This window comes from Pseudomonas putida, assembly GCF_030159595.1.
In the GTDB taxonomy this organism is placed as follows: Bacteria; Pseudomonadota; Gammaproteobacteria; order Pseudomonadales; family Pseudomonadaceae; genus Aquipseudomonas; species Aquipseudomonas putida_AC.
On sequence record NZ_BSKJ01000002.1, the window covers coordinates 653,857 to 667,178 of the forward strand.

Annotated in this window: 9 protein-coding genes; 4 read left to right on the forward strand and 5 right to left on the reverse strand. The window is 64.9% G+C overall.

Features of this window, described 5'->3' with window-relative positions; translation table 11 throughout:
• The first annotated feature begins 20 nt into the window (after window positions 1–20).
• Window positions 21–449: a TOBE domain-containing protein gene (locus QQL85_RS07280; RefSeq protein ID WP_284353013.1), complete on the forward strand. Its 429-nt coding sequence runs from the start codon at window positions 21–23 to the stop codon at window positions 447–449.
• 24 nt (window positions 450–473) lie between these two features.
• Here the strand turns inward: QQL85_RS07280 and QQL85_RS07285 are convergent, their stop codons facing one another.
• Window positions 474–2,492, reverse strand: coding sequence for a DUF4034 domain-containing protein (locus tag QQL85_RS07285; protein WP_284353012.1), 2,019 nt, complete (start codon window positions 2,490–2,492; stop codon window positions 474–476).
• Window positions 2,493–2,748: 256 nt separating this feature from the next.
• Here QQL85_RS07285 and QQL85_RS07290 point away from each other — a divergent pair, with 256 nt between their 5' ends.
• Window positions 2,749–4,239 carry a YifB family Mg chelatase-like AAA ATPase gene (locus tag QQL85_RS07290; RefSeq protein ID WP_284353011.1) on the forward strand — a complete coding sequence of 497 codons (1,491 nt, stop codon included), beginning with the start codon at window positions 2,749–2,751 and terminating at the stop codon, window positions 4,237–4,239.
• Here the strand turns inward: QQL85_RS07290 and QQL85_RS07295 are convergent.
• Together QQL85_RS07295 and QQL85_RS07300 are read right to left on the reverse strand one after the other, a co-directional pair.
• Entirely contained in the window at window positions 4,236–4,598 is a 363-nt protein-coding gene (locus tag QQL85_RS07295; protein ID WP_284353010.1) for a response regulator transcription factor, read from the reverse strand. The genes QQL85_RS07290 and QQL85_RS07295 overlap by 4 nt on opposite strands.
• Window positions 4,595–5,587, reverse strand: coding sequence for a response regulator (locus tag QQL85_RS07300; protein ID WP_284353009.1), 993 nt, complete (start codon window positions 5,585–5,587; stop codon window positions 4,595–4,597). Before QQL85_RS07300 ends, QQL85_RS07295 begins: the two co-directional genes overlap by 4 nt.
• Window positions 5,588–5,827: 240 nt before the next feature.
• On the opposite strand from QQL85_RS07300, the gene QQL85_RS07305 reads away from it, so the two are divergent.
• Window positions 5,828–10,876, forward strand: coding sequence for an ATP-binding sensor histidine kinase (locus QQL85_RS07305; RefSeq protein WP_284353008.1), 5,049 nt, complete (start codon window positions 5,828–5,830; stop codon window positions 10,874–10,876).
• 116 nt (window positions 10,877–10,992) lie between these two features.
• Here QQL85_RS07305 and ycaC read toward each other — a convergent pair whose 3' ends face one another.
• Both ycaC and QQL85_RS07315 read right to left on the reverse strand, forming a co-directional pair.
• Window positions 10,993–11,619: an isochorismate family cysteine hydrolase YcaC gene (gene ycaC, locus QQL85_RS07310; RefSeq protein ID WP_016712658.1), complete on the reverse strand. Its 627-nt coding sequence runs from the start codon at window positions 11,617–11,619 to the stop codon at window positions 10,993–10,995.
• Window positions 11,620–11,691: 72 nt separating this feature from the next.
• Window positions 11,692–12,054 (reverse strand): helix-turn-helix domain-containing protein, encoded by a 363-nt coding sequence (locus QQL85_RS07315; protein ID WP_284353007.1) that lies wholly within the window; start codon window positions 12,052–12,054, stop codon window positions 11,692–11,694.
• A 137-nt stretch (window positions 12,055–12,191) separates the two neighbouring features.
• Between QQL85_RS07315 and QQL85_RS07320 the strand changes: the two genes are divergently transcribed.
• Window positions 12,192–13,163, forward strand: a complete 972-nt coding sequence (locus QQL85_RS07320; RefSeq protein WP_284353006.1) for a GlxA family transcriptional regulator — start codon at window positions 12,192–12,194, stop codon at window positions 13,161–13,163.
• The last annotated feature ends 159 nt before the right edge of the window (window positions 13,164–13,322 follow it).

The following is a 13,322-nucleotide window of genomic DNA, read 5'->3' on the forward strand; positions in this document are numbered from 1 at the left end:
GTTACACGGAGCGTTTCCCCATGAAAGTCAGCGCACGTAATGTTTTTGAAGGCAAAGTCACCAACGTTCAGCCCGGTGCTGTCAATGCCGAAGTCGAACTGACCCTGGGCGGCGGCGAAAAGCTGGTGGCGGTGGTCACCATGGCCAGCCTGCATAACCTCAGCATCAACGTTGGCAAAGAGGCCGTAGCCCTGGTCAAGGCGCCGTGGGTGGTGCTGCTGACCGACGCTGCCGGCTACAAGCTGTCGGCCCGAAATGCACTGGAAGGTGAAGTGGTGCGGGTGGGCGATGGCGCAGTAAATGCCGAGGTTGTGCTGAAACTGGCCGGGGGTACCGAGGTGTATGCCATCGTGACCCGCGAAGCCGTGCAGGAACTGGGCCTTGCACCCGGTGTGAAAGCCACTGCACTGATCAAGGCCTCGCACATCATTCTTGGCGCCAAGCCCTGAGGCTACCCCCTACCCCGTTTGCACTCAGGCCGAGGCCCTTAGGTGGGCGGGCTCGGGTGCTACCTGTTTCGGCGGCAGTTCGCTGGCATGCAGGGTGCCGCGAAACAGGGCAGCGCCGCACTGGGTGAACAAGGTTTTCACCCGGTTGTGTGAATTGAGTATCTCGGCCTGGATATCCTCGATGGCCGAGTCCCCTGGCTGCAAGGTGGCCGCCCGATTGACCCATTCGATGGCGGCGAAGCGGCTCTGCTTGCGGGTGCCGCGCCCCTGCATCCAGGCCAGCCCCAGTTCGGCGCTGGCACGCCCGGCAATCCATGGGTCCGGGTGCTCGACCAGGCTCGACAGGTAGGCGACCGCCTCTGCCCGTTCCTGCGCTTCACCAAACTGGCGCAACAGAATCCCCAGGTGCAAGCGCGCACGGGCATTGGTTTGCGCGTTGCCCAGCGCATCGACCAGCAGGCGCCTGACGGCCAGCATGGTACTGCGCTCGTTCAGATCCTCATCACCCTCCATGCGCAAGCAGGCCAGGTTGTATTTGGCTTGCCGGCTACCCGCCTCAACCGCACGTTGCAGCCAGTACTCAGCCGCCTCGTCATCCAGATAGTGCGCCGGGGTGTTGCTCATGCCGCCGCTGTGCAGCTCGTACAGCCCCAGGGCAGCCCCCGGCAGGTTCAGCTCGGCACAGCGCTCATACAGGTAACAGGTCAGCTCATGCCGGTTGGCGGCCCACAGCAGCCGTGCCACCCCGAGCACCTCGAGGCCCGATGTCTGGCCCGCGCGCTGGTATTTCACAGCCACCTGCGACCATGCCCTTGCCTGCTCGGCCGAGCGCGCCAGCCCCCACAGGCCGAAGCGATGCCCGGCAGCGCGCAGTGCACTCGCGCCAGCATGCGAGCGGCCTTCACACAGGCGCTCGATGGCGGTGCGCAATAGCTGTTGTTCATCTACCAGGCCATCGCGCAGTATCAGCTCGACCAAGCAGCGAAATGGCACGCCCATGGCTCGGATTGCGCCATGATCGACGTTGCACGCCAAGCTCGCGGCGAAGTCGCGCATACCGCCAGCATGGTCTTGCAAGGCACTGCAGCGCAGCGCGGCTCGCCAAGCCAACACGACAGCCCCCTCCCTGGGCCTTAGCGGGCGTTGCAACCAGACGTCAAATAGCTGCTGCCAATCAGCGACGGCCTGTAACTGGTCGGCGTGTGGCAGTTTCAGCCTGTCTTCGACGGCCATCCAGCGCAACGCATTACGCAACGCTTCGTCCCACGCCTCGCACAACGGTCCATTGGCCAATAGTTCCAGCGCATCGAAGCTGGCGCCCCAACGGGGCAGCAGGTAAACGGCGAGGGCCTGGATCGCTTCAAAGCAACCAGGGCGGGCAACCAGCGCATGGCGCAACCAGTAATAGCGGGGAGCTTCGTTCTCATGATTGGCCCGCCAGCTCAGGCATCCCGGCAACGCCTGTGGCAACTCGGCCAGCGGCAACAGCCCATGCTTCACCAGCAATGGCGCCGCAGCCTCCTGCACTTCCACGTCGGCATGAGCACTGGGCCTGAAGCGTGCGGGCTGCCCCTGGAACAGTTCGACCAACCAGCCGGGCTCGCGGAACTGCGCGCTGATGCGCAGCATGCCAATGGCCGCTGCCACGGGCTGGGCAGAACGGTCCATGGCGCGTAGCAAGTGCGCCGTCGCGCGTTCACATATCTGCTCGACGGCCAGCACGCGTGCCGCGTTGCTTTGACCGCCGCCCTGCACCTGACAGGCGCGGTGGAAGCAATGCAGGCCCATTACCACCTGCGGGTGGTAGGCCTTGGGGCAGGCATCGATCCAGGCTTTGAGCACCTGGCTCAGGGCCCTGTCGCCCTGGCTGCCCAGGTCGACCAGCATATGCCCCTCGAGGGCCACCATGTAGGCGGGAAACTCGCCGGGCGGGGCTTGGTGCCATTGCGCCTCGAGGCTGTCGAAAAAGCGGGTAAGTTCAATGAATGAATTGGCCTGCACCAGTTCGCGGATAACCTGGCGCGTGCGGGCGAGCGTTTGCACGGAGCAATACCTCAAGTCCATTTGAGAGAAGCCGCAGTGCCATCCCATGGCAACGGCAGTTGCTCGACAACACTAAGCCATAGCGGGCACCTGCGCAAAGATAATTGGATCCATTTATGCCAATTTGCATGAAAACACAGGGAAAACCCCTGCCCTGAAAAACCACGACGCACACTTCTTGCGCCTGCCTTGCCCAGGCTGGCTATTCTTGGCCCAGCCGCAGGAAGCGGCCCCCAGCCGCGACAACGGAGTGTCCATGTCCCTAGCTCTTATCCACAGCCGCGCCCAGGTCGGCGTGCAGGCACCGGCAGTCAGTGTCGAGACCCACCTGGCCAATGGCCTGCCCCATCTCACCCTGGTCGGCCTGCCGGAAACCACCGTCAAAGAAAGCAAAGACCGGGTGCGCAGCGCCATCGTCAACTCCGGCCTGAATTACCCGCAGCGCCGCATTACCCAGAACCTCGCCCCTGCCGACCTGCCCAAGGACGGCGGGCGTTACGACCTGGCCATTGCCCTGGGCATCCTTGCCGCCGACGGCCAGGTGCCCATTGCCACCCTCGCCGAGGTCGAATGCCTGGGCGAACTGGCGCTGTCTGGCAAGCTGCGCCCGGTGCAGGGCGTGCTGCCGGCTGCACTGGCGGCACGAGCGGCAGGCAGAGCGCTGGTAGTGCCGCAGGAAAATGCCGAGGAAGCCAGCCTGGCCGGCGGGCTGGTGGTGTATGCGGTGGGGCACCTGCTGGAGCTGGTCGCGCACCTGAACGGCCAGGTGCCGCTGCCGCCGTATGCTGCCAATGGCTTGATCCTGCAGCAAAGGCCCTACCCGGACCTGAGCGAAGTGCAGGGTCAACTGGCGGCCAAGCGGGCCTTGCTACTGGCAGCGGCCGGGGCACACAACCTGCTGTTCACTGGCCCGCCCGGCACCGGCAAGACCTTGCTCGCCAGCCGCCTGCCCGGGCTGCTGCCACCGCTGGACGAACACGAGGCGCTGGAGGTAGCGGCCATCCAGTCGGTCAGTGGGCATGCACCACTGAACAGCTGGCCGCAGCGGCCGTTTCGCCACCCCCACCACTCCGCCTCCGGCCCGGCACTGGTTGGGGGCAGCAGCCGGCCGCAACCGGGCGAAATCACCTTGGCCCACCATGGCGTACTGTTTCTGGATGAACTGCCAGAGTTCGAGCGGCGCGTGCTGGAAGTGCTGCGCGAGCCGCTGGAGTCGGGCGAAATCGTGATTGCCCGGGCCCGCGACAAGGTGCGCTTCCCGGCACGCTTTCAGCTGGTCGCCGCGATGAACCCCTGCCCTTGTGGCTACCTGGGCGACCCCACTGGACGCTGCCGTTGCAGCACCGAGCAGATCGCGCGGTACCGTAACAAGCTCTCGGGGCCGCTGCTGGACCGTATCGACCTGCACCTGACCGTGGCCCGCGAGAGCACCACGCTGAACAACCAGCCCTGTGGTGAAGCCAGTGCCGATGTGGCAGCCAGGGTGGCGCAGGCGCGTGAAGTACAGCAGCGCCGCCAAGGGTGTGTGAATGCGTTTCTCGACCTTGATGGATTGCGTCGCCATTGCGTATTAACGGCTGCGGACCAGGCGTGGCTGGAGGGCGCTTGCGAGCGGTTGACCTTGTCATTGCGGGCGGCGCACCGGTTATTGAAAGTGGCGCGGACACTGGCGGACCTGGAGGGTTGTGAGGCAATTGCCCGACCACATCTGGCCGAGGCCCTGCAGTACCGGCCGGGGAGCAGTTAGCCAGCCAACGCCTCCTCAACCACCCTGAGCAACACCTCTTCACTGAAAGGCTTGCCCAGGCAGGCCAGCGCCCCGAGGCTCATTGCCGCATGCACCGCGTCATCATCCCAATGCGCCGACATGCAGATCACCGGCAACCGCCACTGCTGCCTGGCCAGCTCACGCTGCACCGCCAACCCGCTCATCCCGGGCATTTTCAGATCGAGCAGCACACAGCCCGCCTGCCGCGCCAGCGCCGAACTCAGGAAGGCATCCCCCGCCGCAAACGGCAAGGGCTCGAACCCGGCCGAACGCAGCAGGTTGGCCAGGCTTTTGCGCACCGATGCATCGTCGTCGACGATGCACACCCATCTGCTCATGCGCCGGCCAGGCCCTCTACCCGCGCCCCGATGACGTTGTGCATGGCCACCAGCTCCACCAGCGAGCGGGACTGCATCTTGTTCATGATGTTCTTCTTGTGCACCTTGGTCGTCACCTCGCTGGTGCCGATCTGCCTGGCGATCTGCTTGTGCGACAGGCCATCGACCACCAGCGAGAACACCTGGCGCTCACGCTGGGTCAGGCGTTGGTACTTTGCCTCGACCTGCCGCGCATGGTGCCATTTGCGCCCATCGATCACAGCCCGCGTACGCACGGCCTGCAGCAGCGTCAGCAACTGGTCTTCGTCAAAAGGCTTGGTCAAGAATTCCACAGCCCCGGCTCGCATGGCCTGCACCGTCATCGGGATGGTGCCAAAACCGGTCATGAACACGATCGGCCAGGGCATCCCCAGCCGGCAGAGGGCATGCTGCACCTCAAGGCCACTGGTATCAGGCAGGTGCATGTCCAGCAGCAGGCAGGCGTAGGGGGTTACCAAGTGGGCGTCGAACAGCGCCTCGGCACTGGCGAACAAATGATGCGGGATATCCTGTGAGCGCAGCAGACGGCCCAGTGCCGTACGCACCGACGGGTCGTCGTCCACCACCAGCACCGGCACGCTCACACTGTCCTCCAAAGGTTCAAACGTGCCGGCCCCGGCACCCAGCGGCGAGTGGCCCAGCGCCTGGCAAGGGACATCAAGGCTTATCTCGGCGGCCAGGCGGTAACCCCGGCGGGGTACGGTCTGGATCAGCCCGCGGTCGCCAAAGGCTTTGCGCAGCAACGACACCTGCACCTGCAGGTTGTTGTCCTCGACCACCGTGCCGGCCCACACCTGGCTGAACAGTTCGTCCTTGCCGACCACCCGGCCCTTGGCCTTGATCAACGTGGCCAGCACCTCGAATGCGCGGCCACCCAACAGGATCGGCTTGCCGTCGAGAAACACTTCTCGCCGCTCCAGCGACACCTGGGCATTGCCTATTCGGATCATGGCTTCCTCGCGCGGGCACGGGCGTTTACGCAGCCCCGGGCAGGCTAGGCCAGCGTACGCGTTCAATCAATTATCCCGAGGGATAGGTTGCCCTCAGGACTATACAAAAGCCCGCCAGCCCCCAGGGGGCGATAACGGACAACAGCGTGCCCGTTCCTGCCAGGCAGGCTGCAACCCGCATCCCTACTGGGCCCACTGCGTATACTCGCGCCTCAGGATGTCGCTAGCAGGGGGTGCTTTATGCTCGATGAACGCCTCGCCCACAGGCCCATCGATTACGACCCGTCGGTCGACGAGGGCTGGTTGAACCGGTGCGACATCAGCACGCTGGGCCAGGAAGGTGAGCTCAGCTACTTTCGCCTGCGCGACCCTGCCACCCACCAGGCCTGGATCGCCGTGCGCGCCCCACGCGAGGCCCCCGCCGCCTGCCAGCGCCTGGAACGGGACTACCGCCTGCAACTCGACCCACAGTGGGCGGTGATCCCCTCGGCGTTCGTGCGTTCGGCCGAAGGCCCACTGCTGGTGTACCCGGCCGGCCACTCCATTGCCGACCTGATCGCCGAAGGCCCCGCTGCCCTGGCGCCATTTCTCGACATTGCGGTAAGCGCAGCCAATGCCTTGGCGCAGGCCCACGAACGCAATGTGCTGCATGGCGCGCTGCAGCCCGAGCATGTGTGCCTGTACGCCAACCAGCGGGTCCGGCTAGGCTGCTTTCGCGCCGACCCAACGGCGCTGATCAGCGATCAGGGCACCCCGCTCGGCAACTGGTCGTACCTGGCGCCAGAGCAGGTCTGCCCGCATGGCAGCAGCAGCGACCGGCGCAGTGACGTTTATGCCCTGGGGGCGATCCTCTACCAGTTACTGTTGGGCGAACTGCCTTTGTCTGGGCGCGACACTCAGCACTGGCGCCAGCTGCATGCCGGGGTGCAGCCGAGGGCGGCCTGCGACGTGGACAGCAACGTGCCGCAGCCACTCAGCCGGGTGCTGGCCAAGGCGCTGGCCAAGGAGCCCGACACCCGCTATCAGAGTGCTCGCGCCCTGGCGATAGACCTGGCCCACTGCCAGCGGCAATGGGCCGCCAGCAAGACCATGCCGGGCTTCGAACCCGGCTGCGCCGACCCCGCCACGCCCAGCCGCGAACGCCTGTATGGCCGCTGCGCCGAACAGAAGGCCATCGCCCTGCTGCTCAAGGCCCTGCGCCGCGACAGCAAGCCGCAAGCCCTGTTCATCAACGGCGCTACCGGCATGGGCAAGTCGAGCCTGGTCGAGGCAGCGCTCAAGGCCAACGCCCAGGGTTACTGGGCCATCGGCAAGTGCAACGGCGTTGCCCAAGCCGGGCCCTACGCACCCTGGGTCGACATTCTCGGCGCGCTGACCACCCAGTTGCTGGCCAAGAACAGCCAGGACCTCGACACCCTGCGCCGCGAAATCCTGCGCCGCATCAAAGGCCAGGGCCGGCTGCTCGGCAAGCTGGCGCCAGACCTGCAACTGATCCTTGGCCCCCTGCCCGAGTTGCCGGCCAAGCCCACGCGCCTGGCGCTGCAGAAGGAGCTGCGGGCGATTGTCGAGTTCCTGCAGGTGTTCAGCCGCCCCGGCCAGCCGCTGGTGCTGTTCTTCGATGACCTGCAGTGGGCCGACGACGCCAGCCAGCAACTGCTGACGCAACTGCTGGCTCACGCGCCCGGCAATCTGTTGCTGATCTTCGCCCGGCGCAATGATGCGCCAGCCAGCAGTACCCCCCTTACCCTACCCGCAGCGGTGCGCAGCACCACGCTGAACCTGAGGCCTCTGGCCGTGGGCGCGGTGTCCGAGCTGATCGGCGAGCGCTACCACGTCGGCCCCGAGGACGCATTGCCGGTGGCCGTACTGGTGCACGACAAGACGGCGGGCAACCCGTTCTTCATCAATCAGATCCTCCGGGCCATGGTCGAGGACCAGCTGTTCACCTTCGACACCCAGGCCATGCGCTGGTCATGGTGCCTGCAGGCCGTGGCCCGCCACCGCTATTCCGACAATGTCGCCGACCTGATGGTCCACCGCCTGGCGCGCCTGCCGGTGCCGCAGCGCGACCTGCTGCGGGTGGCCAGCGCGGCGGGCAGCCGCTGCGATGAGCGCCTGCTGCACCAGGTCCTCGCCCAGGCGCCGGGCGAACCGTTGAAAGCCTTGATTGGCGCGGGTTTCCTGCAGCAGGGCCAGAACGGCCTGGGCTTTGCCCATGAGCGGGTAATGGAAGCCGCGTACGCGCTCACCCCCATGCGCGAGCGTACCCAGCTGCATGCACATATTGCCTTGGCCATGCGACAGGCCTGGCCGGGCCACCTGCACGAGGCACCGTTCGAGCTCGCCAGCCAGCTGCAACGCGCCAGCCCATGCGGGTTTGCAGCGGATGACTGCGAAGCGTTCCTGCGGCTTTTGCGCGAAGCGGCAGCACGTACACGCGACAGCGGCGCTTTCGAGCAGGCCGCTGGCTACCTGCACACGGCCGAGCAGTTGCTGCATCACGGCGCCACGCTGGAAAGCCACGCCGCGCATGGCTTTGCCATCGCCTGCATGGCGACGGAGTGCGACATGCAACTGTCGCGAATGATCGCAGCCGAGGCCCGCATCACTGAATGCCGCCAGCGTGCGCGCTCTGTGCTGGACCAGGCACGGGTGTGCCGGCTGCAGGCACTGCTGTGTACCTTGCACGGTGACTATCAGGCGGCCATCGACAGCGCCATATCCGGCCTGGACTTACTGGGTATGAGCCCGGTACGGGGCATCGGCTGGCAACAGGTCGAGGCGAGTCATGCCCATGTTCAGGCCTTGGTCGAACAGAAAGGACGGCACTGCCTGGAGTCGCTGCAGCGCACCGACTCGGAGGAAGTGACGGTTGCCATCAGCCTGCTGGCCACCCTGTCTTCATCTTTTTTCGTAAAGGACGACATCTGCTTCCTGCACCTGGCCAAGCTCATGGAGCTGTCGCTGCTGCACGGCGTTGCCCCAGGCAGCACCTATGGTATGGCCTGGTACGGGGTGATGATTGCCGAGCGCTTCGGTGCGTACCATGATGGCCACGCCTGTTGCCTGGCCGCGCTCAAGCTGATCGAACGGCACGGTTTCGACGCTGACTTGACCAGCGCGCTGCTGGCCCTGGACCAGGTCAGCGCCTGGACCTCACCCATCGAGTTCGCCCGCCGCACCGCGCTGGATGCGGTCGATTCGGGGCGCCTGAGCGGCGACCTGGCAATGAGCTGCTATGCCTGCAACCACCTGGTTTCCGACTCGCTGTTCATGGGCCGCTACCTGCCGGACGTGGTCGAGGAATTGGCGCAAGGCCTGGCCACCGTGCGTCGCTACGGTTACCGCGACGTTGAGCTGATCCTGCAGGCCCAGCAAGCGTTCGTCGCAAACTTGAGCGGCACGCCCTGCCCAACCTCGGCCGTAGCCTCGAAATCGCCCACCACGCGGTTTTTCCAGTACCTGTTGGCCGGTATGTGCGACTTCTACCTGGGCAATATCCCGCACGCCATGCGCAACCTGGCACTGGCCGCAGACAACACCTGGGCGGTACCGGCGCACATCAACCTGGCCGACTATCACCTGTTCCGCGGCCTGGCGCTGGGCAGCCCCGAGGCCGCTGGCAGCGTTGCCGACAAGCTGCGCGAGCTGCGGGCCCTGCGCGAGCGTTTCGGCCGCTGGGCAGGCTTCAACCCGGCCACCTTCCGCAACAAGCTGTTGCTGATTGAAGGCGTGATCGCCAAGCTCGAAGGCGACGGCCTGACCGCCATCCGCTGCTTCGACCAGGCGCAGATCGCCGCCGCCGCTGCCGGCTTCACCCACGAACAGGCCCTGGCCCACGAACAGCTGGCCGAGGTGTGCATCCCCAGCGGCCTGATTTCCGGTGCCAACCTGCACCTGCGCATTGCCCGCGACTGTTTCCATATCTGGGGGGCGACCGGCAAGGTGCATCAGCTGGAGGCGTTGCACCCCTTCTTGCGCACCCAGCCGATCCAGGAAACCTGCCACACCAACCACCAGGCCAAGCTGGACCTGGAAGCGGGCATAGAAGCGGCGCGCGCCTTGTCCGAAGAAGTACTGCTCGAAGGGCTGATCGAAACCCTGATGGGCCACCTGACCCAGCATTCCGGTGCCGACCATGGCGCACTGCTGATCGTCAGTGGCGCCGAATTCCAGATGGCCGCCCTCGCCTACATCGACGATGCCGGGCTGCATGTGAGCATGGACAACTGCCAGAAATTCATGACCCAGGCACCACTGTCGGTCATCAACGCCACCATGCGCACCCGCAAGCCACTGGTGCTCAACGATGCCCAAAGCGACTGTCCCGAAGCCTTCCGCCAGGAGCTGCAGGCGCGCAATGCCCGTTCAGTGCTGTGCCTGCCGCTGGTGATCCAGGGCGTGCTGATCGGCCTGGTGTACCTGGAAAACCGCCTGGTGCCGAACCTGTTCGGCAGCCAGCGCCTGGCGATGCTGGAAATCCTCGCCTCGCAGGCGGCGGTGTCGCTGCAAACTGCCAAGTTCTATACGCGCCTGGCCGAAGACAACCAGAGCCGCGCGCAGATGGAGGCCGAACTGCGCCGCTCCCGTGCAGAGCTGGCCCGCAGTGCGCACCTGCAGGTGATGAACGAGCTGTCGGCGTCCATCGCCCATGAGATCAGCCAGCCTTTGCTGGGGATCACCTCCAACGCCGCCGCCAGCCTGCGCTGGCTCAAGCGCGCCAAGCCCGACCTGGAAGAAGCGATTGCCGGCCTGGAAGACATCCGCAACGACAGCGAACGTGCGGCCAATATCGTGCGCGCACTGCGTTCGCTGGCCAAGCAATCGCCGGTGCAGCTCAAGGCAGTGAAGCTGGATGAGCTGATCCGCGAAGTCGTGCGCCTGACCTCGGCCGATGCCGCCAAGGGCACGGTGGACGTGCAGACACGGTTGCAGGCTGGGGTGAGCGTGATGGCCGACCCGGTGCAACTGCAGCAATTGGTGTACAACCTGATCAACAACGGGCTGGAGGCGCTGGCGGGGTATCGCGGTGACGGGGTGCTGCGGATTGCTTCGGCTGTCGTTGGGGATGCGGTGGAGATTTGCGTGGACGACAACGGGCCGGGAATTGCGCCCGAGGAGCGGGAGCAGGTGTTCGGGGCGTTCTACACCACCAAGAGCAGCGGGATGGGGATGGGGTTGGCCATTTGCAGTTCGGTGGTGCAGGCCCATGGTGGGCAGTTGCAGGCCTTGGTGTCGGAGTTGGGTGGGTGCCGGATTCGCTTCACCCTGCCTGTGAATCCTTTGTAGCCTGTACCGGCCTCTTCGCGGGTAAACCCGCTCCCACAGGGATCGCGCAACCCTCAGGTTACGCCCCCCTCCTGTGGGAGCGGGTTTACCCGCGAAGAGGCCGGTACAGGTTTACATCAACGCGAAGTCAACGCTGCATAGCTGTTCATCAGATTGCGGTAGTTAGGAATGCGCTGCGACAGCAGGTTGCCCAACCCTTCAATATCGTTGCGCCAGTCACGGTGCAGCTCACACGCCACCGAGAACCAGTTCATCATTTGCGCGCCCGCCTGGGTCATGCGTACCCACGCTGCCTGCTGCACGGTTTCGTTGAAGGTACCCGAAGCATCGGTCACCACAAACACCTCAAAGCCTTCAGCCAGCGCCGACAGGGTCGGGAACGCCACGCACACATCGGTCACCACGCCAGCGATGATCAGTTGCTTGCGGCCAGTGGCCTTGATCGCCTTGACGAAGTCTTCGTTATCCCAAGCGTTGATCTGGCCTGGGCGGGCAATGTATGGCGCGTCCGGGAACATCGCTTTCAGCTCGGGTACCAGCGGGCCGTTCGGGCCTTGCTCGAAGCTGGTGGTGAGGATGGTCGGCAGGCCGAAGAACTTGGCCAGGTCACCCAGGGCCAGCACGTTGTTCTTGAACTCGTTGGGCGAGAAGTCCTGCACCAGCGAGATCAGGCCAGTCTGGTGATCCACCAGCAGGACCACGGCGTCGTCTTTGTTCAAGCGCTTGTAATCGGGTTGGCTCATGGGATGACTCCTTGGGTTGGGAATACGGGCCGGCACTGTCCGCTGGGGCTTATACCGATGGATAGATTCGGCTTAAGGAATGACCTGCGCCTGACGCCAGGCCTTGGGCGGCTGGCCAACCAGGCGGCTGAAGGCGCGGGTGAAATGGGCCTGGTCGCAAAAGCCACACTCCAGGCTCACATGGGTGATCGGTGCTTCGGTGGTGAGCAGGCGCTTGGCCTTTTCCATGCGTGCCAGCAGGCGCCAGGCCTGGGGCGAAAGGCCAGTGTTGACCTTGAAGGCGCGGGAGAAATGGCTGCGGGTGAGGTTGCACACACCGGCGATCTCGATGATCGACAGCGAGCTGCGCAGCATCAGTTCCTTGGCCTGGCGCAACCGTGCGGGCGTCAGTGCGCCGGGGGTTTGCAGCGGCTCTTGGGGCGTGCCGGGGTGCATGGCGACTCTCCTGTTGAATGCAGAAAGTCTCGCCCCCGGCACATGACAAAGTCCTGAGCCAAACCTGAATTGTTCTTAATTGTGCGCGGCGGTATACCGTAAGATGCACGTTGTATTCAGCTATCGAGCGAAGAAGCATGCAGGTAAACGCTCACCGCACCGTGGCCATGGTGCTGTTCAACGACGTGCTCTTGCTGGACGTCACGGGCCCCATGGATGCATTCGCCATCGCCAACCGTTTTTTGCCTGCAGAGCGGCAATACCGGCTGCTCACCCTGGCCGAAGGGCAAGCAGCGGTGCGCGGCTCCTGTGGGCTGAAAGTGGTGGCCGACCTGCGCCTGGAAGACTTGCCGGACGCCGTCGACCTGTTGCTGGTGCCCGGCGGCCCGGGCGCGTATGACATTGCCGTGCCAGCGCTGGAGCGCTGGTTGCCGCAGGCGGTGCGCAGCGCCAAGCGCTTTGGCGCCATCTGCACCGGGGTGTTCCTGCTGGGCCGGGCGGGACTGCTGGACGGCTACCGCTGCACCACCCACTGGAATTACGTCGAGCGCCTGGCGCGGGCGTTTCCTCAGGCCAAGGTCGAGACCGAGCAGATCTATGTGATCGACCGCTGCCTGATCACTTCGGGCGGGATCACTGCGGGTATCGACCTGGCGCTGGCGGTGGTGGCCGAGGACCACGGCAAGGCGCTGGCCCTGGAAGTGGCCAAGGTGCTGCTGGTCGCCCGTCATCGCCAGGGTGGGCAGACCCCGTACGGGCCGTTGCTGGCGGCGGTGCCGCGTGATGATTCGCCCATTGCCCGGGTACAGGCGCACATCGTCGACCATATCGAGCAGGCATTCACCGTACAGAAAATGGCCGACCTGGTGGCCATGAGCAGCCGCAACTTCGCCCGCACGTTCCAGCGCGAGGTGGGGGTGACGCCATTGCAGTACCTGCAGAACGCGCGGATCGACAGGGCGCGCAAACTGCTCGAAGGCAGCGACCTGCCATTGAAGGTGGTGGCGGCGCAGTGCGGGTTTGGCAGTGACCGGCATATGCGCAAGGTGTTCTGTGAGCGGATTGGCATGACGCCGGCGCAGTATCGGGCGCAGTTTGGTGGGGTTTGAGTCAACCGTTTTCCTGTGACGGCCTCTTCGCGGGCAAGCCCGCTCCCACAGGGATTGCACAGGTCTGACAGGCCACGCCGAACCTGTGGGAGATTCTATGGTTTTCAGCAAGCTGTTTTGACACCTTTGGTGATGTATTCGTCCTGATTTTTCATCAGG